The sequence below is a fragment of the Robiginitalea insularis genome (assembly GCF_052497835.1).
On sequence record NZ_CP199296.1, the window covers coordinates 154,971 to 178,925 of the forward strand.

At 48.4% G+C, this 23,955-nt stretch carries 19 protein-coding genes; 5 read left to right on the forward strand and 14 right to left on the reverse strand.

From position 1 onward, the window contains the following. The first annotated feature begins 98 nt into the window (after positions 1-98). From ACT6NV_RS00750 to ACT6NV_RS00770, 5 genes are all read left to right on the forward strand, one after another. Positions 99-434, forward strand: a complete 336-nt coding sequence (locus tag ACT6NV_RS00750; RefSeq protein ID WP_445385377.1) for a PadR family transcriptional regulator — start codon at positions 99-101, stop codon at positions 432-434. A gap of 1 nt (position 435) precedes the next feature. Beyond that, the gene (locus ACT6NV_RS00755) at positions 436-2,154 is read left to right on the forward strand and encodes a PspC domain-containing protein (protein ID WP_445385378.1); all 1,719 of its coding nucleotides are present in this window, start codon (positions 436-438) and stop codon (positions 2,152-2,154) included. A gap of 135 nt (positions 2,155-2,289) precedes the next feature. Continuing rightward, on the forward strand, positions 2,290-3,012 hold the full coding sequence (locus tag ACT6NV_RS00760; RefSeq protein ID WP_445385379.1) for a head GIN domain-containing protein: 723 nt from the start codon (positions 2,290-2,292) through the stop codon (positions 3,010-3,012). Positions 3,013-3,137: 125 nt separating this feature from the next. After that, positions 3,138-4,151: a dipeptide epimerase gene (locus ACT6NV_RS00765; RefSeq protein WP_445385380.1), complete on the forward strand. Its 1,014-nt coding sequence runs from the start codon at positions 3,138-3,140 to the stop codon at positions 4,149-4,151. Between the two features lie 262 nt (positions 4,152-4,413). Further along, positions 4,414-4,860 carry a hypothetical protein gene (locus ACT6NV_RS00770; RefSeq protein WP_445385381.1) on the forward strand — a complete coding sequence of 149 codons (447 nt, stop codon included), beginning with the start codon at positions 4,414-4,416 and terminating at the stop codon, positions 4,858-4,860. Positions 4,861-4,940: 80 nt separating this feature from the next. Here ACT6NV_RS00770 and trxB read toward each other — a convergent pair whose 3' ends face one another. The 14 genes from trxB to ACT6NV_RS00840 all read right to left on the reverse strand — a co-directional run bounded on the left by trxB (position 4,941) and on the right by ACT6NV_RS00840 (position 23,921). Beyond that, on the reverse strand, positions 4,941-5,909 hold the full coding sequence (gene trxB, locus ACT6NV_RS00775; RefSeq protein ID WP_445385382.1) for a thioredoxin-disulfide reductase: 969 nt from the start codon (positions 5,907-5,909) through the stop codon (positions 4,941-4,943). Positions 5,910-6,063: 154 nt separating this feature from the next. Continuing rightward, positions 6,064-7,833 carry an efflux RND transporter periplasmic adaptor subunit gene (locus tag ACT6NV_RS00780; protein ID WP_445385383.1) on the reverse strand — a complete coding sequence of 590 codons (1,770 nt, stop codon included), beginning with the start codon at positions 7,831-7,833 and terminating at the stop codon, positions 6,064-6,066. Further along, positions 7,830-8,546: a PepSY domain-containing protein gene (locus tag ACT6NV_RS00785; protein WP_445385384.1), complete on the reverse strand. Its 717-nt coding sequence runs from the start codon at positions 8,544-8,546 to the stop codon at positions 7,830-7,832. The genes ACT6NV_RS00780 and ACT6NV_RS00785 overlap by 4 nt, the downstream gene beginning before the upstream one ends. 3 nt (positions 8,547-8,549) lie before the next feature. Further along, positions 8,550-9,128: a DUF2911 domain-containing protein gene (locus ACT6NV_RS00790; RefSeq protein ID WP_445385385.1), complete on the reverse strand. Its 579-nt coding sequence runs from the start codon at positions 9,126-9,128 to the stop codon at positions 8,550-8,552. An 11-nt stretch (positions 9,129-9,139) separates the two neighbouring features. After that, complete coding sequence (locus tag ACT6NV_RS00795) at positions 9,140-11,644, reverse strand: heavy metal translocating P-type ATPase (protein WP_445385386.1); 2,505 nt, start codon at positions 11,642-11,644, stop codon at positions 9,140-9,142. 75 nt (positions 11,645-11,719) lie between these two features. Then, positions 11,720-12,277, reverse strand: coding sequence for a helix-turn-helix domain-containing protein (locus tag ACT6NV_RS00800; RefSeq protein WP_445385387.1), 558 nt, complete (start codon positions 12,275-12,277; stop codon positions 11,720-11,722). A gap of 155 nt (positions 12,278-12,432) precedes the next feature. Continuing rightward, a complete protein-coding gene (locus ACT6NV_RS00805) occupies positions 12,433-12,978 on the reverse strand; it encodes a DUF3347 domain-containing protein (protein WP_445385388.1) in 546 nt (181 codons plus the stop codon). Positions 12,979-12,988: 10 nt separating this feature from the next. After that, positions 12,989-14,203 carry a TolC family protein gene (locus ACT6NV_RS00810; RefSeq protein WP_445385389.1) on the reverse strand — a complete coding sequence of 405 codons (1,215 nt, stop codon included), beginning with the start codon at positions 14,201-14,203 and terminating at the stop codon, positions 12,989-12,991. Further along, positions 14,200-17,991: an efflux RND transporter permease subunit gene (locus ACT6NV_RS00815; RefSeq protein WP_445385390.1), complete on the reverse strand. Its 3,792-nt coding sequence runs from the start codon at positions 17,989-17,991 to the stop codon at positions 14,200-14,202. The genes ACT6NV_RS00810 and ACT6NV_RS00815 overlap by 4 nt, the downstream gene beginning before the upstream one ends. A 103-nt stretch (positions 17,992-18,094) precedes the next feature. Continuing rightward, complete coding sequence (locus ACT6NV_RS00820) at positions 18,095-18,517, reverse strand: HYC_CC_PP family protein (RefSeq protein WP_445385391.1); 423 nt, start codon at positions 18,515-18,517, stop codon at positions 18,095-18,097. 80 nt (positions 18,518-18,597) lie between these two features. After that, complete coding sequence (locus ACT6NV_RS00825; RefSeq protein WP_445385392.1) at positions 18,598-19,605, reverse strand: 4-hydroxyproline epimerase; 1,008 nt, start codon at positions 19,603-19,605, stop codon at positions 18,598-18,600. Positions 19,606-19,609: 4 nt separating this feature from the next. Further along, positions 19,610-21,334: a DUF885 domain-containing protein gene (locus tag ACT6NV_RS00830; RefSeq protein WP_445385393.1), complete on the reverse strand. Its 1,725-nt coding sequence runs from the start codon at positions 21,332-21,334 to the stop codon at positions 19,610-19,612. Next, a complete protein-coding gene (locus ACT6NV_RS00835) occupies positions 21,331-22,926 on the reverse strand; it encodes an aldehyde dehydrogenase (NADP(+)) (RefSeq protein ID WP_445385394.1) in 1,596 nt (531 codons plus the stop codon). Before ACT6NV_RS00835 ends, ACT6NV_RS00830 begins: the two co-directional genes overlap by 4 nt. Before the next feature lie 71 nt (positions 22,927-22,997). Beyond that, positions 22,998-23,921, reverse strand: coding sequence for a dihydrodipicolinate synthase family protein (locus ACT6NV_RS00840; protein WP_445385395.1), 924 nt, complete (start codon positions 23,919-23,921; stop codon positions 22,998-23,000). Positions 23,922-23,955 lie beyond the last annotated feature (34 nt).

A 23,955-nucleotide genomic window follows, 5' to 3' on the forward strand; every position in this document is an offset into this window, starting at 1 on the left:
GTTAAAGTTTATTCATCAATCATCATAATCATGAACCCACAAAAAACGAACAGTTAACAAGCTTCGGACCCCAGGCCCGAAGGAAAAGAAAACAAATTATGAACATCGAAAATACAAAAGCACAAATGCGAAAGGGCGTCCTGGAGTATTGCATTCTTTCGATCCTCAGTGGAGAGGACAAGTATGCGTCCGAGATCCTGGAGACCCTTAAAGATGCAAAAATGCTCGTAGTGGAGGGGACCATTTACCCACTGCTGACCCGGCTAAAAAATGCCGGCCTGCTCAATTACCGCTGGGAAGAATCCAGCTCTGGCCCCCCAAGGAAATATTACGCACTAACAGAGACCGGCAAGGTTTTTCTGAAGGAATTGAACACCACCTGGGATGAACTTCGCTCAGCCGTGAATGTAGTAACCAAGGTAAAAAACAAGTAAAATGAACAAGACTGTAAATATAAATCTAGCTAATATGCTTTTTCATATTGATGAAAATGCATACCAGAAGCTCCAGCGCTACCTTGAGGCCATTAAACGCTCCTTTGCCGGAACCACAGGAAGCGATGAGATCATAGCGGACATTGAAGCCCGGATCGCGGAGCTGTTCTTTGAAAAAATGGAAAATGAACGGCAGGTCATCACCCAGAAAGAAGTGGATGAGGTTATCACCATCATGGGGCAGCCGGAAGACTACCATATAGACGAAGAGATCTTTGAAGACCAGCCCTCCTCAGGTACTAGGAGGACTTCCTCCTCCCGCGCCAAAAAATTATACCGCGATATCGATCGCAAGTATATTGGAGGAGTTTGTGCCGGCCTGGAACATTACCTGGGCATAGATGCCCTGTGGATCAGGCTGATCTTTTTATTCCTGGCCATCTTTGCAGGAGGCTTTGGCTTTATAGCTTACCTGATCCTGTGGATACTGGTCCCGGAAGCGGCCACGACCTCTCAAAAGCTTGATATGACCGGGGAGCCGGTCAATATCAGCAATATTGAACGCAAGGTAAAAGAGGGGTTCGACGATGTGGCCGATAAAGTAAGAAGCGTTGATTATGAAAAAGTAGGTTCCAAGGTAAAGGAAACCGGGAAGACTTTTTTCGATACCCTGGGAGATATCATCATGTTTCTCTTTAAGGTAATCGGGAAGTTTATCGGGATCCTGCTGATCATCATAGGGGCCAGCACCCTCATTGGCCTGTTTGTTGGGCTCTTTACCGTGGGGATAGTAGATATAGTACACATCCCGGGAGTCGATTTTATAGGAATGGTCAATTCCACCGATGCGCCGGTCTGGGTGGTTTCCCTCTTATTGTTTTTTGCAGTGGGAATCCCATTTTTCTTCCTGATGTACCTCGGGATCCGCATCCTGGTTACTAACCTGAAGTCCATAGGGAATATTGCGAAATTCTCCCTGCTGGGGCTTTGGCTGATGTCGATTATTACTCTGGCAGTCCTGGGGATCAAACAAGCCTCGGCCCATGCCTTCACCGGTAGCGTAACCGAGCGGGACACCCTTGCCATACAGGAGCCCGACACCTTACGGATTCAGTTCCGGGAGGGGGACTTCTCCGATTATCGCACGGCAACTATTGGGGGCATGAAAATCAGGTATGATGACAATGACAACCCCATGCTTTATTCGGATGACCTGCTGGTGGATATCCGCAAGGCGGAAGATTCTGTTTCCTATATCAGGATAAGAAAGGATGCCGACGGGAACTCCTATGAAAATGCTCGGGAGCGGGCCGGTAATATCATCTATTCCTATGCCCTGTCGGGTAAAACCCTGATGCTGGACAATTACTTCAGCACGGAAGCGGAAAACAAGCTGCGGGACCAGGAAATGCGCATCGCGGTCTACGTCCCTGCGGGAACCATCCTGGAATTTGACTCCAATGCCCGGAATTATATCGGGCGCCGAACCCGCACCGACCGGGACCTGTACCGGAGGGAAATAGTGAAATACCAGTGGCAGATGGATGAAAACGGCGAGCTCGTTTGCCTGGACTGCCCCGATGAAGTTGAATACGAGAGGGGAAACGGCAGAATCATCCTGGATGAGAACGGCCTGGATGTAGACCTGAAAGACGAACAGGATTCCTTTAAGATGAAGATCGATGAGGATGGCATTCAGATAAAAGCGGAAGAAAACTAATAGAAATTGCAATTCAGTAGGCGAATTGCACAGTTCAGCAGGAATTACTGCCGCAAGGCAGCGCCAATTGAGATATTTGAAAATAAATTAAACAATTAGACAAGCGTAACACTGATCAATCAAAAAACGACGAAAATGGCAACACTAGCAAGATTTACAATCGCAATTATTTTAGCCCTGCTCAGCACTTCCTGCATGCTGGACGTAAACTGGGGCTCCGGAATAAAAGGAAACGGGGTGGTAGAAGAGGAAACCAGGGATATTACCGAAGATTTCTCAGCCATCAGCGCCTCAGAAGGCATAGATGTCTTTGTGACCCAGGGGTCCCGCCATAGCATTCGGGTTGAAGCCGATGAGAATGTAATCGAACTGATCGGCACGGATATTAGAGATGGTAAATTAAAGGTGCATGCCATTGAAAATATCGGAAGGGCAACCAAAAAAGTATATGTTACCCTGCCGGAAGTTAGCAGCCTTTCCGCCTCCAGCGGAGCAGATCTGGTGGTGAATGGCACCCTGGAAGCCGGGAAATTAAGACTGCATTCCAGCAGTGGGGCAGAACTGGAATTAGAGGTACTTGCCGATGAAATAGAGGCCGACGCCAGCAGCGGGGCGGACATTCGTCTTACAGGACGGGCAAACCTGTTCTACGCAGATGCCAGCAGTGGCTCTGATATCAAGGCCCGGGACCTGGAAGTTAAGGTTTGCCACGCCGACGCGAGCAGCGGAGCCGGTATCAAGATACAGGTATCCGAATCCCTGACCGCCGATGCAAGCAGTGGGGGGGACATTTCCTATAGCGGGAACCCCAATGTACAGAGCAACAAATCAGTGTCCGGAAGCGTACACAAGTATTGAAGCATTTCTTTGTTATTATCAGTCAAAAAAAGAAGCAGTCATCTAAACCAGCCCCCGGGAAGTTCCCGGGGGTTTTGTTTTATAAAAGCCTGAATTCCTTACTTTAGGGATGTAAAACTATAAACGTGGAGCTTCAAATACGCGCTTACGACCTGAAACTCAAACACTCTTTTGGTATTTCCCGTGAACGATATGACCATCAGGAATGTCTGATTGTTTCGCTCGCACAAGACGGCAAAACCGGTTATGGTGAAGCAGCCGCCAAACCTTATTACGGAATTACCATTGCCGGGATGAAAAGGGAAATCGAAGCTGTGCGCGCGCATATAAGCACTTATAAGCTACAGAGCCCGGAAGCATTTTACCAGTGGATGGACCAGCAGGAACTTTCGAATTTCAGCAAATGCGCCCTGGACCAGGCCGCCCATGACCTTTACGGGAAATTAATGGGCAAGCCGCTTTATGAAATATGGGGGACTGAGCCCTTAAATTACCCGGTCACCAATTACACTATTGGTTTGGATTCCATCGAAAAAATGCGATCTAAAATGCTGGAAAAACCCTGGCCGGTTTACAAAATTAAATTGGGGACCACAGAAGACGTTTCGATTATAAGAGAATTGCGAAACCATACAGATGCCGTTTTCAGGGTGGATGCAAATTGTGCCTGGACAGCCCGGGAAACAATCGAAAATGCCATCGCTCTTAAACCTCTGGGGGTGGAATTTATTGAACAACCCCTGGCCGCAGACAACTGGCAAGGGATGGAACAGGTGATTCATCAGAGTGTATTGCCTGTAATAGCGGACGAAAGTTGTATCCGGGAAGAAGATGTGGACAAATGTGCACTGCATTTTAACGGTATCAACATAAAACTCACCAAGTGCGGCGGGCTGATCCCCGCCCGCCGGATGATCTCCAGGGCCCGAGAACTGGGCCTGAAGGTGATGGTTGGCTGCATGACTGAATCTTCCGTTGGGATATCAGCCATTGCACAGCTGCTTCCCGAACTGGATTATGTGGATATGGATGGAGCCATGCTTTTAAGGGAAGATATTGCCAGGGGAGTTGAAATAGGGCAGGACGGAAAAGTCTTTTTCCCTGCAACTGGCGGAAGCGGCGTTTCCCTGCTCCTGTGAACAGGTGTTTAATTTCCAAGGAAACCGCTGCAACTTACTCGTGAGGATCCTGTCGTTTCCCTTGTTTTTTATTTTACAGCCTCCCGGAGGCTATCCAATCTGCACAGGGCAATGCACAACTACATACAGGGTAGTACCGTATTTCAGTATGTTTAAACGGACAGCTGTATTGCTGTAAATACGTCGTAATTTTAGGATATTATTTGTTGGAATACCAAATAATATTGTATCTTATTAACATAATTTTAATACAACACCTACCATGAAAAAAATTCTCGGACTAGTCGTATTGGCGCTCATTCTAATTACCGCAACAGCCCTTACCTCAGCGAGACCGGACAACATGCATTCCATTGAGGGCACCTGGGAACTTCAAAGCTTCTATAATTACAATGGACAGCAGGTGGTCGATACCACAGCTTTGGTTGAAGGATACCGGCAAATAAAAATGTTTTACAACGGGAAAGTGATGTGGTCCCGAACGGATCCCAATGATACCGTTGGCCGTTTTGGATATGGAAGTTATTATATCACCGACACTGAATTGGTGGAAACCATCGAATTCGGGGATTACCAAATGTTACAGGCCCTGGATACCATGCGGCAGTTCACATTTGAATTAATCATTGACGGTGATACCTACAGTCAGATTAATTTTGATGAAGACGGTAACCGCTCATTTTCAGAAAACTACAAAAAAATTAAGTAGTACATCTCCTTACATCAACGCAAAAAACCGCAAAGGCTACCCCTTGCGGTTTTTTATTTTTCATTTAGGTGCAGGTCCTTTCAGGTAGTGGTTTCTTCTGGCGTTTCAACCTCAGCCAGGTAGCGTTCCGCATCCAGGGCCGCCATACAGCCCGTACCCGCTGCCGTAACCGCCTGACGGTATTCCTTATCCTGAACATCCCCGCTGGCAAAGACTCCGGGCTTATTGGTTTTGGTGGATTTCCCCCTGGTAATAATATATCCGGTCTGGTCCATCTCCAGTTGTCCCTTAAAAATTTCTGTATTGGGCTTGTGCCCGATGGCTACAAAAAATCCGGTTATCTCAATTTCCTCCTTTTCGCCCGTCTGGTTATTCACCATCCGCAGGCCTTCCACCACCTGCTCTCCCAAAAGCTCATCCACTTCTGTATTAAAGCGGATGTCAAGGTTGGGTATGTTCATAATACGGTTTTGCATAGCCTTTGAGGCCCGAAGGTAATCCTTGCGGACCAGCATGGTAACCTTGTTGCATATCTTGGACAGATAGGATGCCTCTTCCGCAGCGGTATCCCCTCCTCCAACGATGGCTACGTCCTGGCCCTTGTAAAAGAAGCCGTCACAAACGGCACAGGCAGAAACACCACCTCCGCGCAGGCGCTGTTCACTGGGAATATTCAGATATTTTGCTGTGGCCCCGGTGGAGATGATCACAGACTCGGCTTCCACCACTTTATTATTGTCTATTGTAACCTCGTGGATACCCCCGGGCTCGTCTGAAAAATTAACGGCCGTTGCCATCCCGATGCGTACATCCGTTCCAAAACGCTCAGCCTGTTTTTGCAAATCCACCATCATGGCAGGTCCGTCAATGCCTTCCGGATAACCGGGAAAATTCTCCACTTCTGTAGTTGTAGTCAACTGGCCGCCGGGCTCCATCCCTGTATAGATTACAGGTTTCAGGTCTGCCCGTGCTGCATAAATAGCAGCTGTATATCCGGCCGGACCGGAACCCAGTATCAAAGTTTTTATTCTTTCTTTTGTTTCCGACATAATGCTCTCATTTAAAAAAATCCGATGTAAAAGTAGGATTTTAGTGCTTTTTCTTACACCGAAAGTTATTAAAAGTTATTGGACCTGTTAAAAAGCGATTCCCGGGAGCGATTGGTGGTACTTACACCCGGGAATCTACAAGAGGAGTACTGCCCTAACTGCCCAATTCTTCAAGGATTTCTCCACAACTCATCATTTTATCCCCGTAATAGGGATTCCTGATCTCTTTTTCTGTACTCAACCAAACCGCTCCCTTGTTATTATTAGCCATGGGACAACGCTGTACGTAAAGGGTATTTTCCAAGGAGCTAAGGCTTTCGGCCACAGCGACCATATGCTCATTAAGGGAAACAAAATGTTCCCGTTGTGCTTCCAAATTCTCCGTTGCCGATATTGCCTCGAGCTTTTCCCGAATTTGTGCAAGGTGAATTTTTCCCTTTTGCTGCTGCTCGCTGACATCCGCTTTATTCAGGGCTTCCATTGATGCTTTTGCATACTGCGCTGTCTGATTGGCATCGCTGGCCACCAAAGCATTTTTCATTCTGAGATAGGAGGCTATCACCGCGCCGAATTGCCTTTGAAAGGCTTCCGTAAATTCCATTTTCCCAGCCTGGCCCATGTCCTTGCTATCCGGTCCTGGTTCTGACCCCAAATGCCCTTCATGCCCGGTCATGGATGGTCCTCCCGAGCGGTTCATCATACTTTTCTTGCCCTGTAACTGGGCAGCGGCATCTACCGTAAAGGTGCCATGGGTAACAATTTCCTCCCCGGCCTTCAACCCGGAGACTATTTCAACCTCTTCCCCCTTTCGGGCACCCAGGACTACTTCCCGCATTTCAAAAACGGCTTCATCCGGTTTTACTTTAACGTAAACCAGGGAACGTTCGCCTGTCCACATTACGGCTGAGGAGGGAATCCAGAATGTTGAATCTGCTTCCCCTTCTGCATCCAGGGCTATGCTCCCGTTTATAAACATCCCGGGTTTAAACAGGCCGTCCGCATTGTTCAGGGTAGCCCGGACCGTGACGGTCCGGGTGGTCGTATTCAGAACAGGATCTATATAGGAAATAGTACCTTCAAATGTTTTGCCCGGGTAGGCGTTGGTGGTAATACGGACCACTTGTCCCCTTTTGAATAAGGCCAGCTGGCTCTCATAGGCATCAAACGCAGCCCAAACGGTATTCAAGTTGCTTACCTTTACAATAGGTTGCCCTTTTTTTACGTAATCCCCCTCCGCACTCATTACTTCTGAGACAGTACCGGAGACAGTGGCGTACACCGGGAAGTTTTCAGTGATTTCTCCGCTACTCTCAATTTTGTCAATCTGATTTTCAGAAAGCTTCCAGAGCTTCATTTTGTTCCGGACGGCCCCATACAGTTGCGGCTGTGACTCCTTGAGGGAAACAGCAGTCAGCAATTCCTGCTGGGCTGCCACCAGCTCGGGCGAATAGATAGTAGCCAGCATTTGCCCCTTCCGTACCTGCTGCCCTTCATAGTTAACATTTAACCGCTCTATTCTGCCATCGAAATAACTGGCCTGTACGGCAATGGATTCCTCATTAACGGCAATTTTTCCGGATACGGTTACATCAGAAACATCCCCTGCCCTACCGGACCCCGCCAGGGTTGTTTGCACATTAGCCAGTGCCAGGGCATTCTCGGTCATCGCGAACTGCTCGGGCGACAAGCCCTGCTCCCCGGACTCAGCCGGTATCAGGTCCATCCCACAAATAGGGCAATCCCCCGGCTCGGGTTGCATAATCTGAGGATGCATGGAACAGGTCCACATCTGGTTCTCAACAGCCGTGGAATGATCATGGGTGGTGTTATCCCCATTGCTGGTACCGGCATCCCCAAAGAGCAGGTAACCAATACCCAACCCGGCAATTGCTGCAATTGCGATATAAATAATGCGCTGTTTCATTTTTTTATGTTTAATCGTTTTTTCAGTTTAATGATGGATGGGGAGCTGATATACCAAAGCAGGAACCCACTTAAGACGGTTATCAATCCCATTAAAGAAAATGCCCGGAGTACCGTGGTATTAAAATCGTCCCGGCCCTCATAATCCATGGTATGCGTCATCCAGAGGAAATCAAAGATGCGCCAATCCCTGTGGCGTACCGTCTGGAATTTTCCGTCCACTGCAGAAACATAAGCCTTCAGATTATCCGCCCCCTCATAGGTAATAACAAAGGCGGGCAGGAGTTTCTCCCGATACTCATGGTGGGAGTCAGTTTTCTCAATAAGCCTTACGTCAGTTACTTCCAGCCCTTCCTTCATATACTGCCTGGCTACGTATAAGGCTTCGTCCTGGTTGATGGATTGTTTTGGTGTTCCATCGGTGGCGTTGTACAAATAGCTGTTATTTATCCAGTAATACGGGGCATTTGCGATATCCCTGATTTCAATGGAATGTATGCCACCGACTACATCCAGCTCCGAAGGAGCAATTAAGCCAACAAATTCAGGCGGTTGATATTCCATATTCCTAAAATGGTCCCCGTGGATTTCATCAATGTCAGTCCAGCTGAAGTAAATGCCGCTGAGGGTCCACATCAGGAACTGCAACCCCAGGAAAATCCCGAGGTACCGATGCGATTTTCGAATCCATTTTGCCGTACGCCTTTTTACCATATTTTACTGTTTAACTGTAAACGGAATCTCGATTTTTACCTGCTCCCATGACATTGAAATGATTCCTGAGGAAGGTCCGGTTTCCCGTACCTGGTAGGTCAATTGCTCGGTTATATTATCTGTTTTCTCAGGTAAAACATCTATTCTGATAACATCATCGGTTTCGGAATATTCATCCTTCCCATGCTGGTCCCAATTTTTATTGAATATCCATGTCCACTTTTCCCGGGAGGGAATGGCAAACATTCCGTACTTCCCAGCTTCAAGGGTTTCGCCTTTAATTATCAAATCTTTGTTGGTCTCTATCCAGGTAGCCATGTGTGCACCTGCCTGCCAGACCTCGTCATAGGCCAATAACCCACCAAATATTATTCGGTTGCGCACGCCGGGGGAAGAGTAATCGATATGCACATGTGCACCTCCCACCATGGCCATGGCAGAAGTATGCGGACTTAAAGCCTTAGCGCCGCCTGTTACCGGCTTCTCGCTAGTATGTTGGTGTTCTTCGGCGCTTTCTTTCTTTTCTTCCTTGCAGCCCGAGAATACGAGGAAAAAGATTAGTAAATAGGGTATTGGTCTCATATACGTAGCATTTAAATTTTAGAATTCCTTAAGCGGAGGGCATTGGCAATTACTGAAACCGAGCTAAAGCTCATGGCTGCAGCCGCAATCATAGGGGAGAGCAGGATACCGAAAAATGGATAGAGCACCCCCGCCGCGACCGGCACTCCCAACGTATTGTATATCAATGCGAAAAACAGGTTTTGCCTTATATTCCTCATTACTGATTCGCTCAGCTTCCGGGCCCTTACAATGCCCTGAAGGTCCCCTTTGACCAGGGTAATGGCAGCGCTCTCAATAGCCACGTCCGTGCCCGTACCCATGGCGATACCCACGTCGCTTTTGGCAAGTGCAGGAGCGTCATTGATGCCATCGCCGGCCATCGCTACAGCTTTCCCCTCAGATTTAAGCCGTTCAACTTCCTTTAGTTTGTCTTCCGGAAGCATTCCCGCCCTGAAATCGGCGAGGTTTAACTCATCTGCCACCGCCTGTGCTGTATCCTTGTTATCCCCGGTGAGCATCATTACCGATACCCCTTTGTTTTGTAAGGCTTTAATTGCACGGGCACTGCTTTCTTTGATTTTATCGCCTATAACAACATAGCCCGCAACCTGGCCATCAACCGTTAAATAGGAGACGGTTTTACCCTTTTTTTGAAATTCCTTTGCCGTGGTCTTGTGATGATCCAACAGCTTAGCCCCAGCATATTCCATCATTTTTGGGTTGCCCAGTGCCAGCTGCTTCCCGTTAAGGTTTCCCTCCACTCCTTTTCCGGTAACCGCATTGAAGTTTTCAGCCTTATCTGCCGATACTGATTGTTCTTTGGCATATTCGAGGGTAGCTTCTGCCAGCGGGTGCTCACTATGGGTATTCAAGGATACTATATATTCAAGGATTTGCTTTTGATCCAAACCATCGTCAAAAGAACCAACTTTTTCAACAGTTGGTTTTCCTTCCGTAAGGGTTCCCGTTTTATCGACAATTAGGATGTCTATCCCGGCCATCTTTTCAAGGGCCTCCGCATTTTTGATCAGCACCCCGCTTTGCGCCCCTTTTCCCACGCCCACCATTACGGACATGGGCGTTGCCAGCCCCAGGGCACAGGGGCAGGCGATAATCAGGACGGCAATGGCATTGACCAGGGCATAGACGTAGGCAGGTTCCGGACCCCACACAGCCCAAACAATGAACGTTATAATGGCTATAAACACCACTGCGGGAACGAAATAGGCCGAAACCGTATCGGCCAGGTTTTGAATGGGTGCGCGGCTGCGGCTGGCCTCATTGACCATGGTAATAATCTGTGAAAGCAAGGTATCGCTTCCCACTTTTTCGGCCTTCATCAGGAAGGATTGATTTCCATTGATGGTCCCGCTGCTCACCTTATCACCTTCTTTTTTATCCACGGGGATAGGCTCCCCGGTGATCATGGACTCATCTATAGCACTGTGTCCTTCTGTAATGATACCATCCACAGGAATTTTATCGCCTGGTTTTACCTTTAAGATATCCCCGATTTCGATTTCATCAATACGCACTTCCACTTCTTCTCCCCCTACCACTTTGATGGCCTTATTCGGGGCTAGTTTCAGCAGCTCTTTTACGGCGGAATTGGTTTTGCTGTGTGCCCGGGCTTCCAGGACCTGGCCTAACAAGACCAGGGTTAAAATAACGGTGGCAGCCTCGAAATAAACATGAACCGCTCCTGATTCAGTTTTGAACTGCTCAGGGAAGAAATCCGGAACCAGCAAGCCAAAAACACTGAATAGCCAGGCCACCCCGGCTCCAATCCCGATAAGGGTGAACATATTGAGGTTCCAGGTCTTTATACTGCGATACGCCCTTTCAAAGAACATCCAGGTAGCGTAAAAAACAACCGGAATGGAAAGTACAAATTGCACCCAGTTCCAATATTTCTGAGCCAACAGATCATACAGCGGGTTATTTGGTATCATCTCGCTCATGGCGATCAGGAAAATGGGCAGGGTAAAGGCCGCTGCAATCCACAGTTTTTTAAGTAATTTTTTATACGTCTTCGCCTCTGCCGATTCTTCGGGCTCCATAGGAACTAAATCCATCCCGCAAATGGGGCAGCTGCCCGGCTCATCCTTGACCACCTCAGGATGCATGGGGCAGGTCCATTGACCAGCCGAGGCAGCAGAAGCTGTGTTTTGCTCTTCTACCAGGTCCATCCCGCATACCGGGCAATCCCCGGGCTTATCATACGTCTTGTCTCCCTCACAATGCATCGGGCAATAAAAGGTTCCGCTACCTTTTCCTTTCGCTTTCCGCGGCTCCGCTTTTTTGGATGGATGCGGATGATCCCCGGGTGAATGGATACTATAATGGCCTCCAGCTTGTTCCAGGGCCTTTTGAAATGTCTTTAGTTCAATGTGATGCTCCATTTCAATAACGGCTTCCTCCTTTTCCAAACTGACCGAGGCACTATTCACTCCATCGACCGAATTGAGCACTTCTTCAACATGCTTTTTGCATCCGGTGCAGGTCATCCCGTGTATGTGGTAGGTGTGTTTCATTTTTTTGCCTTTTATGGTTTTATAGCAAAATTAGGCAGCGTAAATCCCTTCGGCTTTAAAAATTGTGGTTCAGGCTTATAAAATTTTGTCGTAATTCTTCCGGTTCCATTGCTGTAATTTTTTATACTCCGTCATAGACATGCCTGTAATACTTTTAAATTGTTTCGCAAGATGGCTGCCTGCGCTGAATCCCAAAGTGTAAGCGATTTCAGAAAAGCTCTGGCGGTCCATTTGCAATAATTCTTTGGCTTTTTCAACCTTCAAACGAAGGAGGTACTTCTCTATGGTCATGCCCGTTGAAAGGCTGAAGGATTTACTAATTATCGAATAATCCGTATGGAGCTCGCCGGAAAGGTATTCAGAGATCTTTTCCTTATTTAGATCCTGGTCTTCTACCTTCCTTATTAAAAGTGACTTTACTTTTTCAACTAATATTGTGGTTTGGTCATCTATGATTTCAAAGCCATTTCGTTCAATAATTTCTCTAATGATTCCTGCATCAGCAGAGACCTCATCCGGGACAACCAATTCGCCTAATTCCAGGGATATCACTTTTATTCCGGCCCGCTGCAATTCCTGGTACAGGACTTTTCGGCATCGCTCGCATACCATATTTTTAATCTTAACCTTCACCCTATAGTTCTATTATAATTATTCTATTTACAAGCTGTCATACCCAATTGTACATAAAATTGATCCATTGTTTGAGATTTAGGCTCCCATAGATCAGTGGCCCGGATACAACTAGATCCCTAAGGTGTATCCCGGCCAAAGACCTTGCAACCTACTTATTTTGAAATCTCTTCTGCAACCTTCCCGCACTTCAGCATTTTATCTCCGAAATACGGATTGCGGATTTCCCCGGCATCGCTTAGCCAATAACCGCCTTCATTGTTGAATGCCATGGGACAAAATTGTTTGTATATGGTCCCTCCACTCAGGTTTTCCCTAAGTAATGTTTCTACCTGCTCACCCAGGGCAGAAAACAATTGTCGTTGTTTTTCGATGTCAGTGGCCCGTGAAATTTCCGTCGCCATTTCATTAATAGTCTTGTTCCCTTCTGCCGTGCTCCCGGCCAGTTTATCGGCGGCTGCCTGAGCTTCATTTACATTGCTGTTCACCAGTGCAGTTTTCAGCTCGAGGTAGTTACTCCATACAGATTCAGTTGCTTCATCCATAAAGGAAGCCATGGCCATCTCACTGTTATTAGCTTCTTCCTGCTTTTCTAATTTAACCTCAGGCGCCGGGACTTCCTCCGCTTTCTTGTTTTCCTTGCAGCCAACAACGAATAATATTCCAATGGCTGCGATTACGGTTTTCATGTTTCTGTTCATAGTCTTGATTTTAATTAATTAAATAGTTGATAATTGCTGCTTGTTCATAATATAGCTGGACGGCCTGGATAGAATTTAATTGAAATTTTAACTGCAGTTCCTGTATGTCCAGTACATCATTGAAGTCTATAGTTCCCGTTTCATAGCTTTTTACCAGGATTTCCGATGCTTCTTCCGCCTGTTTTAAGTTCCTGGTCTGGGTATTAAAAGCTATTCGGGCTTCGTTACGCCTGGACAGGGCATTTGAGAATGCCGTTTCCAGTATATTTAACCGCTCCTGCTTTTGAAAGTTTATTTCCTGTTTGCGCAGTTCGTTTTGCCGGGTCCTTGAATTGTATTGCGAATTGAAAATTGGGATAGAAAGGGAAACCATGGGCATCACTATATCTTTCCCGTTATCGTCAAAACTCATGTTGGGCCGTTCGGCTACCGGAATATAATCCAGCCCGACCCCGAACATGGGGGCGCTTTCTTTTTGGTTGAGCAACTCGGCCTGTACCACGGACTCGTACATTTTATCGAAGCGTATGAGTTCTGGGTTCAGCCTGATGCTATCAGCCGGAACCGGATCTGCCTCGGGCAATGGTATTTCCCCAGGAAGTTTGATGGCTATTCCCGGGTCACGGTTCAACAATGCATTGAATGTTGCCTGTTCTGCCCGGAATTGCTGCTGCAGTATTTCCTTTTGTTGCTGCAGATCATTCTGGCGTATCTGCAGTTTCAGTACATCAACGGCACTTGCCTTTCCCACCTCCACTGATGTAAGTGCCAGTTCTTCATAGGTTCTGAGCAATTCCAGGTTTTCCTCCAAAACTGCCTCCCTTGCCTGTAGCGCATTCAGGCGGTAATAGGATTGGGCCACCGAAAGGGTCAGTTTTCGCGTGGCAACCAGATAATCCAAATAGTCCGTTTCCGCCATGGCAGAGGCATAGCCCTCCCGGGTAGAAACCGTTCCGAACCAGGGGAGCATCTGCCGGGCTGAAAACCTTGCTTTCTGGGCTCCGGTACGTGTTTCTGGCTCACTTACAAAATAACCCGCACTAATTTCTGTGCCGGGAAACCAATTTGCTTCATTTATCTTTTCCTCCGATATGTTGTACCGCAATTTATAGGCCTGCACGCCGGGGTTATTCTCAAGTGCCTGTTGTATATAAGATTGCAGCTCCTGGGCTCTGGGAACAGCGGAAACAAATACTATTAGCAGTAAAAGCAGTCTATTTTTCATTTATGTACTCTTTTGAGTTGATATTCTTCACGCCAGCAATACAAAACCGGCAAGAGAAAATAAGAGGTAACATCGATAAGCATCCCACCAATAATCGGTATTGCCATAGGAACCATAATATCGCTTCCTTTTCCTGTGGAGGTTAGAACGGGCAGCAATGCCAATACCGTGGTTACCGTTGTCATCAGGCAGGGGCGGATCCGCTTTCCGGCCGCTTCACGGGTAGCCTGACGTACACCGATCTTATCAGCCGGGCGATCCTTTTCAAAGGTCTGGCCCAGATATGTGGCCATGACCACCCCGTCATCTGTGGCGATTCCAAAAAGGGCTATAAAACCAACCCAGACCGCTACACTGAGATTGATTGTTTTCATGTTAAACAAGTCTCGCAGGTTTTCACCAAAGAGATTGAAGTTTAAAAACCAATCCTGGCCGTAGAGCCAGATCATTACAAAGCCTCCGGAAAAAGCAATAGCGATTCCTGTAAATACCATTAATGAGGTAGATACGGACTTAAACTGGAAATACAGGATCAGGAAAATAATGAACAGGCATAAAGGAACCACTATAGACAAAGTTTTCTCTGCGCGTAACTGGTTCTCATAGGTGCCCGTAAACCGATAACTGATCCCCTCGGGTACGATCAACTCTCCACTTTCAATTCTTTCTTTGATGAGCGCCTGGGCATTTTCAACTACATCCACCTCTGCGAAACCATCGCGTTTATCAAAGAGGACGTAGCCCACTAAAAAGGTATCCTCGCTTTTGATAACCTGCGGTCCCTGTTCATATCGGATATCGACCAGTTCCCCCAGAGGAACAGGTTTGCCCTTCTCCACCGGCACATAGATGTTTTTAAGGTCCGAAGGGTTCTCCCGAAGTTCACGGGGGTAGCGAACGCGCACGGCATAGCGCTCCCGGCCCTCAACCGTTTGGGTTAAAGGCATACCTCCAACGGCAACGGATAGTACTTGCTGCACATCTGCTATGGTAATTCCGTAACGGACAAGGCGATCGCGTTTAATATCGATCAGCAGATAGGGTTTCCCTACAATCCGGTCTGCAAATACGGCCTGCTCTTTAACTCCTTCTGTCTGCCTGAGAATTTCTTCCAGCCGCAATCCGAAGGCTTCAATTTCCTTCAGGTCCGGGCCTTTTACCTTGATGCCCATAGGCGCCCGCATGCCTGTTTGCAGCATTACCAGACGGGTCTCTATCGGTTGTAACTTGGGTGCCGATGTGACCCCGGGCAGTTTGGTAACCCGTACTATTTCATTCCAGATATCATCAGGCGATTGTATTTCCGGCCGCCAGTTCCGGAAATATTCCCCGTCAGTATCTTCAATTAGCAGGTTTCGGTCAAAGCGGAAAGGATTTGAAAGTACACCACCACTTGTATTGGTAGCTTTCCCGGCATCTGTATTTGGGTTGGCCAGCAACTGGCCGTTTTTCAGTTCGAAGAATCCGTCTGTATTGACCCGGTAGCGCTGGCGCTTGCCTTCAGCATTGGTCTGGTATTCAGCCCTGTATTGGATTACGTTCTCATACATGGACAAAGGTGCCGGATCCAATGCAGATTCCGTTCGGCCTGCCTTGCCAACTACCGTTTCTACTTCAGGTATACTGGCTACGGCCATATCCAGCTGTTGCAGTACCCGCTTGTTTTCTTCCACGCCCGCATGCGGTAAAGAGGTAGGCATCAGCAGAAAAGAACCTTCGTTCAGCGCGGGCATAAATTCCTTGCCGGTATTGCGCATAATTACAATTCCGAGAAGGAGTAAGGTGGCTGGGATGGACAAAAACAATACTCTGTTCTCAAGAGCCCAGCGTAAAATACGATCGTAATAACGCTTGAGTAATGAAAACAAGCCCAGTACCCCAAAGCAAGTGATAAGAACAAAAAGCAGGTTCATCAGCAAGCTCCTGTCAAACCCCAGGGGTCGCCAGTACTCGGCCAGCAGAAAAACGATTGTAACCACCGTAATGATCAGGTTAACCAATGCCGTGGATAGGACATAGTGGTATGAGGCAAAAGAGAGTTGATATTCCTTCTTACCGAAATAAGTGCTAACCAGCCCATTTATAGCAAATGCAAGCAATACGAGCCCCAGCCAATATCCGAAAGCAATGGCGACAAGGCCAAAAAGCAGCAGCATTGCATTCAGACCCAGGGCCGTCTGCTTGCGCAAATTCCTGTTTTTAAAGATCTGAGCTGCTAAAGGAGGGATAATGAATAATGCTATGACCAGAGATGCGGCCAGCGCCATCGTTTTTGTAAAAGCCAGGGGACGAAACAACTTCCCCTCTGCTCCAATCATCGTAAAGACTGGTAAAAAACTGATAATCGTAGTGAGTACTGCGGTAAGGATGGCGCCAGAAACTTCAGCAGTTGCATTGTATATCAATTCGTTTACCGAATAGGGCGTTCCGTCTTCACGAAACCGCAATTGCTCATCTTCCAGGTGTCGGATCATGTTTTCAGCCAGGATGACCCCCACATCCACCATCGTACCTATGGCAATGGCTATTCCTGATAGTGCCACAATGTTTGCATCTACATTGAACAGTTTCATGGTTATAAAAACCATCAAAACCGCCACTGGCAATAGTCCTGTAATCAAAATGGAGGCCCTCAGGTTGAATACCATTACCACAATTACCAGGATGGTTATCAATATTTCCAGGGTCAGGGCCTCGTTAAGGGTCCCCAGGGTTTCCTGAATCAATTCGGTACGGTCGTAAAAGGGCACTATGGTCAGCTGGGAACTCCGGCCATCTGCCAACACTTTTGAAGGTAAACCGGCACTTAATTCTGCAATTTGTTCTTTTACATTATTGATGACCTGCAGGGGGTTGGCGCCATAACGGGCAACCACAACACCTCCAACAACCTCAGCACCTTCCTTGTCCAGGATCCCACGCCGTACAGCAGGCCCCAAATGCACCCGGCCCACGTCTTTGACACGGATAGCCGTATAGTTTTCAGAAGAAACGACGGCGTTTTCAATATCCGCAACGGATTTTACAAAGCCCAGGCCGCGAACCAGGTACTCGGCCTTATTCAATTCCAGCGTTTGTGCACCAATTTCCTGATTGCTTTCCTTAACCGCTTTTACAATATCGGCCAGGCTTATATTGTATTGCCGCATCTTTTCCGGATCAACATCAACCTGGTATTCCTGAACGTAGCCCCCGATAGAGGCTACTTCCGATACCCCACTGGCAGCGGAAAGCCCATACCTTACGTAATAATCCTGAATGCTGCGGAGCTCCTGCAGATCCCATCCACCCGTTACATTTCCATCCTTGTCGCGTCCTTCCAGGGTATACCAGAAAATTTGTCCAAGAGCTGTGGCATCCGGTCCCAGGGTTGGGCTTACCCCATCCGGCAACAGGCCCGAGGGAAGGGAATTCAGTTTTTCAAGAATACGGCTGCGCGACCAGTAGAATTCGATATCCTCTTCAAAAATGATGTAGATACTTGAGAACCCGAACATAGAGGAGCTGCGTATAGTCTTTACCCCGGGGATCCCTAAAAGTGAAGAGGTAAGCGGATAGCTGATTTGGTCCTCAATATCCTGCGGACTGCGTCCAGGCCATTTGGTAAAGACGATCTGCTGATTTTCCCCAATATCCGGGATGGCATCAACCGCCACGGGATCGCTTGGCAAAAAGCCAGTATCCCATTTGAAGGGGGCATGAACAATACCCCAGCCTACAAAGAGGATCAGCAGCAATATGGCCACCAATTTATTTTCGATAAGGTATTTTATGACTTTATTTAGCATAAAACTTTGATTATTAGCAAACTAAATTATGTTTAAGAAAAGGGTATAAACAACTTCTGCCCATTACAGCAAACTGCAGGGCAAATTTGTATTCGCTAATAAATCAAATCAGGAAAGTCTCGTTGAGCAGATAGAGGTCTTCAACGAGTTTGGGAGGTGGATGCCTGAGCGCATCTATGGGCTGTTCTTTTGAAAGCTCCGGTTGCAACACAAATGTGTAAGCAAATGAAATCAGGAAAACCTGTTGCTGGAGGCTAAGCGACTCAAAGGAGGCATTCAGGTCCTCCTGCCCTTCAACGACCAGTTGTATTTCCGAGCAGCAGTCCATCATCTCTTCTTCTGTTGAAGAGATGCCATCCACATGCGGCATGTTATCCTGCATCATACAGGTGCTGGCTTTTCGAAAAATACCAAGGTCTACGAGATGATCCCCGCAATAATGCATTTCCACCGCAAAGGACAGGGTGGAAAATAGCAGCAAAAGGGCAAGTGAAACGGCCCCTGTTTTTTGTTTAACGGATCTCATTTGTTTACCAAAACTACAAATTATTCCTGTTTATTGTACTCTTTAAGAGAATATTAGCAGACAAAACAGCTATGAAGCAATCAGATTACCTGAAACCCTTCGAAATACGGGCTATCTGTATCCAGGGTAATGGAATTATGCCCGAAGACCCAGGCAGACCCCTTTATTTCGGGGATTATGGTGTTGAGCGTACCGTATTGGCCATGGCCTACAATCCGGCCTTCGAACAGGGATCCGATAAAACTTTCATGAATGAATACCTCCCTATCCGACAACAACCCTTTGGCATGCCATTGTGCCATGCGGGCAGATGTACCCGTACCGCATGGCGACCGGTCTATGGCTTTGTCCCCGTAAAAAACCGCATTCCGTGCCGTGGCCTCTGGAGCAAGGGTTTTGCCCGTCCAGAGCAGGTGGGACACATCCCGGATATTGGGGTCTAACGGATGTATAAAAGAATCCGGATATGCCCTGTTGATTCTCGGGCGCAGGTCCTGACTGAATCGGATCAGGTCCGAGGCATTATAGTGTTCGAGACCCTTAAAATTCTCCTGAGGATCTACAATGGCGTAGTAATTGCCCCCAAAGGCTACATCTATTTTCAGGGTTCCCAGGAACTCACTTTCGACTTTCAGCCCTTCTGCAGCCAGGAAGGAAGGAACATTGGTAATGGCAACCCACTCCACTTTGGGCCCTTGCTGTTTATACCGAACCAGGACCAGCCCGGCCGGGGTTTCCAGGCGTACTTGCCCCGGAACCTTGGGCTGAATGATGCCTTCTTCTATGCCTATAGTGATGCTGCCAATGGTTCCGTGCCCGCACATGGGGAGGCAACCACTGGTTTCAATAAAGAGGATCCCCAGGTCATTTTCGGGATTTGCCGGAGGATACAGGATACTCCCGCTCATCATATCGTGTCCCCGGGGCTCAAACATCAGCCCTTTACGGATCCAGTCAAACTCCCTCAGAAAATGCAGCCGCTTCTCCGCCATGGTATTCCCTTGCAGATCCGGACCGCCGCTGGCTACCAAACGAACCGGATTCCCGGCCGTATGCCCGTCAATACATCTAAAAACGTGTTTCCCCATAGGATTAATCAGCTGGTTGGTTTTCAGAAATATACTGTTCCACCCTCCTTTTCAGGATAGGCAGGGTTACTGTACCCTCCCCGAGGATACACTCGTGGAAACTCCGGATATCAAATGCTTCTCCAAGCGCTTTCTCGGCCGTTCCACGCAATTCCCGGATCGCGATTTCCCCCATCTTATAGGAGAGGGCCTGGCCGGGCCAGGCAATATAGCGGTCTGTTTCCGTATTGATTTCGTGCAGGGAAAGGGCCGTATTGTCGCGCATAAAGGCGACTGCCTCGTCACGCGTCCATCCCTTGGCATGAATGCCGGTATCCACCACCAGGCGGCAGGCGCGCCACATTTCATAGGTAAGTTGCCCGAATTTTTCATAAGGGGTACGGTAGATGCCCATTTCAGCCGCCAGGTATTCCGAGTACAGGCCCCAGCCCTCACCAAAAGCCGACAGGTATAACCTGCGCCTGAAAGCTGGGATTTCCTCTGAGAGTTCACGGTTCAGGGAACCCTGAAGGTGGTGGCCGGGTACCGCTTCATGGGCCGTAAGGGCCGGCAGGGTATACAGGGGGCGACTATCCAGTTTATAGGTATTGACCAGATAGGTGCCGGAGGTTGTCTCCCCCCGGGGTCCGGAATAACGACCCCCTGTATACTTGGGGGCAATCGCATCCGGCACGGGTTCTACCCCATAGGGCCTTCGCGGCAGGATTTTGAAAAATCGTGGCAGTTCCCCATCTATGCGCTTGGCAATATCCCTGGCATGCATCAGCAGGGCATCAGGGGTATCCACATAAAATTGGGGGTCGGTCCTTAAAAAATCCAGGAATGCCTTAAAATCCCCCTTAAAACCCAGGTTTTCGATAATTTCCTGCATTTCCCCTCGGATACGGGCCACTTCTTCCAGGCCTATCTGATGGATTTTATCTGCCGTATAGGCTTTTGAAGTGGTGAAGTAATCAATTCGGTTCTGATAAAATTCAGGTCCGTTGGATATATTTGAAACCCCTATGGCGTTTCGGGTAGCCGGCAGGTATTCCTGCTCAAAGAACGCTTTGATTTTCTCAAAGCTGGGAACGACACTTTGCTGAATAGCCTGGCGGGCAGCCTCCAAAACGGAGTCCTTCTGTGGTTGTGGGATACCATCCTGCAGCTCCTTGAAAGGCCCGTAAAAAGCGCTTTCCGTATAATCTTCGACAATATGGTCGTTGTAGGTGGCTTCATAGCCTTTAAAAATCACCTTGGGTTGGGAGATGCCCAGTTCAAGGCCTTCCCGCATCAGCGCTAAATGCTGGTCCACAAAGGCGGGGATGGCCTTTAGCACCTGCAGGTACCTCCGGGCATCTGCGTAATTCCGGATAGGCCGGATACGGTAATTCAGATTCAGATGAAAGCCCTGATCCGCCTGAATGGGGTTCAGATACGTTTTAAAACGCAGGCGGTCTATGGGCTCCTGCAAGGTAAACTTTAGCAGTTCCCAGGAAATCTGGTCCCTTTCCGACAGGTTTTGGGGCTGAATCTGTGCAAGGGCCTTTAGTTGCTCCCGGGCAAAACGGGCCTCCTCTTCGTATCGCGATTTTGTATACAGCCCAAGCGGATACTGATCCCGGTCTACGGGTTCAAAATCATCGAGTCGCTGCATCAGCTGTTGCAGGAGGAGCGAATCGCTTTTCTGCTCCTGGGCGATCACCCCACCCGAGAGGGTAATCAATAACAGGAATACGATTTTTTTCATGAGCTGATCTTTTTACGGGAATACTCCCCATCCACAAACCTGAGGATCCCGCGGGGGTTTCCGTTTTTCAATTCCTCCGGGAGCAGCGCCTCCGGACAGTCCTGAAAGGCCAGCGGGCGTACCCAGCGCCGAATGGCGTCCAGGCCAACCGATGTAAAACGGCTGTCTGTGGTAGCCGGAAACGGGCCGCCATGCTGCATGGCCCCACATACCTCAACCCCGGTCGGGACCCCATTGAAGAGGATGCGGCCTGCCTTTTCGCGCAATTGCCCGATAGCTGAGGCAGCCTTTACCATTTCTGCTTCCGAGCCCAATACCGTGGCGGTGAGTTGCCCCTCCAGGCAGGCGATGACCTTTTCTACCATTTCGATGTCCCGGCAGCTTACCAGGAGGGTAAAAGGCCCGAATACTTCTTCCTGAAGGGATTTATCCTTTATAAAATCTTCCCCGCTCACAGCTGCTACGGTTGCATTTACTTGTGTACCCTCTACTTCCCCAAGATCGCCAGAGCGTTTTGAAACAGCTGGTTTAGCCAGGAGGACGTCCCTTTGTTTGCGAAAATTCTTTGAAAGATTGGAATGAAGCATACAGGCATTCTGGCTTTTGTCCATCTCCTGGACCAACACCTCTGTGAAAGTCTCCCAGTCGGTTCCCGTTACCCCAATCAAAATCCCCGGATTGGTGCAAAACTGACCCACTCCGAGAGTAACAGATGCCGCATAGGCCTGTGCCCAGGTTTCGGCTTTTTTAAGGGCAGAAGGAAGTAGTAATACAGGATTAACACTACCCATCTCCGCAAAAATTGGGATGGGTTCTTCCCGTTTACTATTCAATGCTGAAAGGGCGGTGCCCCCATTACGGCTGCCCGTAAATCCTACAGCCTTTGTCCCGGGGTGCAGTACCAGGGCCTCCCCTACTTCATGCGCTTCCCCCTGTAAGTGTGAAAATATTCCTTCCGGCATCTCAGTTAGTAGTGCTGCCTTTTGGATCAGCCGGGCCACCAGTTCCCCGGTGCCTGCGTGCAAGGGATGACCCTTGACCACAACCGGGCAGCCTGCCGCAAAAGCAGAAGCCGTATCCCCTCCCGCCGTGGAAAACGCAAAGGGAAAATTACTGGCACCAAAAACCACTACCGGACCCAGTGGTACTAAACATTTTCGTATATCTGGTTTTGGTACAGGTTTTCTTTCCGGTTGGGCAGTATCAATGCGTGCCTCTACCCAATCCCCCCTGGTGATCAGTTCTGCAAAAAGTCTTAATTGATTGGTTGTGCGACCCAATTCTCCCTGGGCGCGCCCTTCCGGCAAGCCTGATTCCAATTGATAAACTTCTGTCAGGCTTGCTTTTTCAGCTTCCAGGGCATCCGCAATGGCAGAAAGGAAAGTGGCCCTGCGGGATGCCGGCAGTTTTTTCAATGCCATAAAAGCCCTTGAGGCCTTGTCCATAGCCTGGTTGATTTCCTCAGAAGTTGCCGTCTTAAAGGACCAGGGCGTGGGATTCCCGCTTTTGGGATCATAACTCTTAAAGTGTATGTCTCCCGCTCCGCTTTCCGAGTTTCCGATAAGTTGGTTTCCTGTGATGGTTTGTTGCATGGAGTCGTCTTAAATTTTAACCGGGGTGGGGAGGGGTACTCCCTACCCTATCATCATCCTTCAAATTAAATTCAATCGAGTAGATCTTTGTATGGGGGTACCTCAGGCCTTTCCCTCAAACCCCTCTCAATAATACCGAGCACCCGTTTTCGTTCTGCTCCCTCCAGGGGTAACCTTGGGGGCCGAACCGCTTCGGATCCCAGCCCGGTTGCGACCTCGGCCAGTTTGATATTTTGCACCAGCTGTGGGTTTATATCCAGTTCCAGCAGGGGCAGGAACCAGCGATAAAGTTCAACGGCCTCAGCAACTTTCCCGGCCCTGGCCAAAGCGTAAATCGCAACCGTTTCCACAGGGAAGGCGCAAACCAGCCCGGCCACCCAGCCATCTGCGCCCATCAGCAGGCTCTCCAGTGCAAGGGTGTCTACACCGGTCAGTATTTTCAAACGGTCCCCAAAACGGTTTTTTATCCGTGTTACATTAGAGATGTCCCGGGTAGATTCCTTAACGGCACCAATATTGGGACAGCTTTTCAGCAGTTCCTCAAACATATCCAGGGTTACTTCGATCCCGTAATCGACAGGGTTGTTATAAATGAGGATGGGCAGATCTGTAGCGGCAGCAACTGCCTTGAAGTAGGCTACCGTTTCACGGGAGGTAGCCTTGTACCGCATCGGGGGCAGTAACATTAGCCCGCTGGCCCCCGATTGCTTTGCTGTCCTGGCAGCTGTTACAGCTCCTTTGGTACTTTGTTCCGCAATATTCATGATTACCGGAACCTTGCCCTCTGCACAGGTAGTGGCAGTTTTGATCAGCGTAATTTTTTCGTCATTGGTTAGCGTACTGGCCTCGCCAAGGGTTCCACCCAGGATTAACCCACTGACTCCGGCTTGTAATTGGGCCGCAATATTTTTTTCGAAATACTCGAGATCAAGGGTATCATCTCCCTTAAATTTTGTGGTAAGTGCTGGCATCACGCCCTGCCATTTGAATTCCATGCGTTTGATTTTTAAGAATTAAAGATAACGAACC

Excerpts from the sequence above, each read along its gene's own strand:
- ACT6NV_RS00750 (WP_445385377.1), top strand. The coding sequence starts at position 99 with ATGAACATCGAAAATACAAAAGCACAAATGCGAAAGGGCGTCCTGGAG.
- ACT6NV_RS00755 (WP_445385378.1), top strand. The coding sequence starts at position 436 with ATGAACAAGACTGTAAATATAAATCTAGCTAATATGCTTTTTCATATT.
- ACT6NV_RS00760 (WP_445385379.1), top strand. The coding sequence starts at position 2,290 with ATGGCAACACTAGCAAGATTTACAATCGCAATTATTTTAGCCCTGCTC.
- ACT6NV_RS00770 (WP_445385381.1), top strand. The coding sequence starts at position 4,414 with ATGAAAAAAATTCTCGGACTAGTCGTATTGGCGCTCATTCTAATTACC.
- trxB (WP_445385382.1), bottom strand. The coding sequence starts at position 5,909 with ATGTCGGAAACAAAAGAAAGAATAAAAACTTTGATACTGGGTTCCGGT.
- ACT6NV_RS00780 (WP_445385383.1), bottom strand. The coding sequence starts at position 7,833 with ATGAAACAGCGCATTATTTATATCGCAATTGCAGCAATTGCCGGGTTG.
- ACT6NV_RS00785 (WP_445385384.1), bottom strand. The coding sequence starts at position 8,546 with ATGGTAAAAAGGCGTACGGCAAAATGGATTCGAAAATCGCATCGGTAC.
- ACT6NV_RS00790 (WP_445385385.1), bottom strand. The coding sequence starts at position 9,128 with ATGAGACCAATACCCTATTTACTAATCTTTTTCCTCGTATTCTCGGGC.
- ACT6NV_RS00795 (WP_445385386.1), bottom strand. The coding sequence starts at position 11,644 with ATGAAACACACCTACCACATACACGGGATGACCTGCACCGGATGCAAA.
- ACT6NV_RS00805 (WP_445385388.1), bottom strand. The coding sequence starts at position 12,978 with ATGAACAGAAACATGAAAACCGTAATCGCAGCCATTGGAATATTATTC.
- ACT6NV_RS00810 (WP_445385389.1), bottom strand. The coding sequence starts at position 14,203 with ATGAAAAATAGACTGCTTTTACTGCTAATAGTATTTGTTTCCGCTGTT.
- ACT6NV_RS00815 (WP_445385390.1), bottom strand. The coding sequence starts at position 17,991 with ATGCTAAATAAAGTCATAAAATACCTTATCGAAAATAAATTGGTGGCC.
- ACT6NV_RS00820 (WP_445385391.1), bottom strand. The coding sequence starts at position 18,517 with ATGAGATCCGTTAAACAAAAAACAGGGGCCGTTTCACTTGCCCTTTTG.
- ACT6NV_RS00825 (WP_445385392.1), bottom strand. The coding sequence starts at position 19,605 with ATGGGGAAACACGTTTTTAGATGTATTGACGGGCATACGGCCGGGAAT.
- ACT6NV_RS00830 (WP_445385393.1), bottom strand. The coding sequence starts at position 21,334 with ATGAAAAAAATCGTATTCCTGTTATTGATTACCCTCTCGGGTGGGGTG.
- ACT6NV_RS00835 (WP_445385394.1), bottom strand. The coding sequence starts at position 22,926 with ATGCAACAAACCATCACAGGAAACCAACTTATCGGAAACTCGGAAAGC.
- ACT6NV_RS00840 (WP_445385395.1), bottom strand. The coding sequence starts at position 23,921 with ATGGAATTCAAATGGCAGGGCGTGATGCCAGCACTTACCACAAAATTT.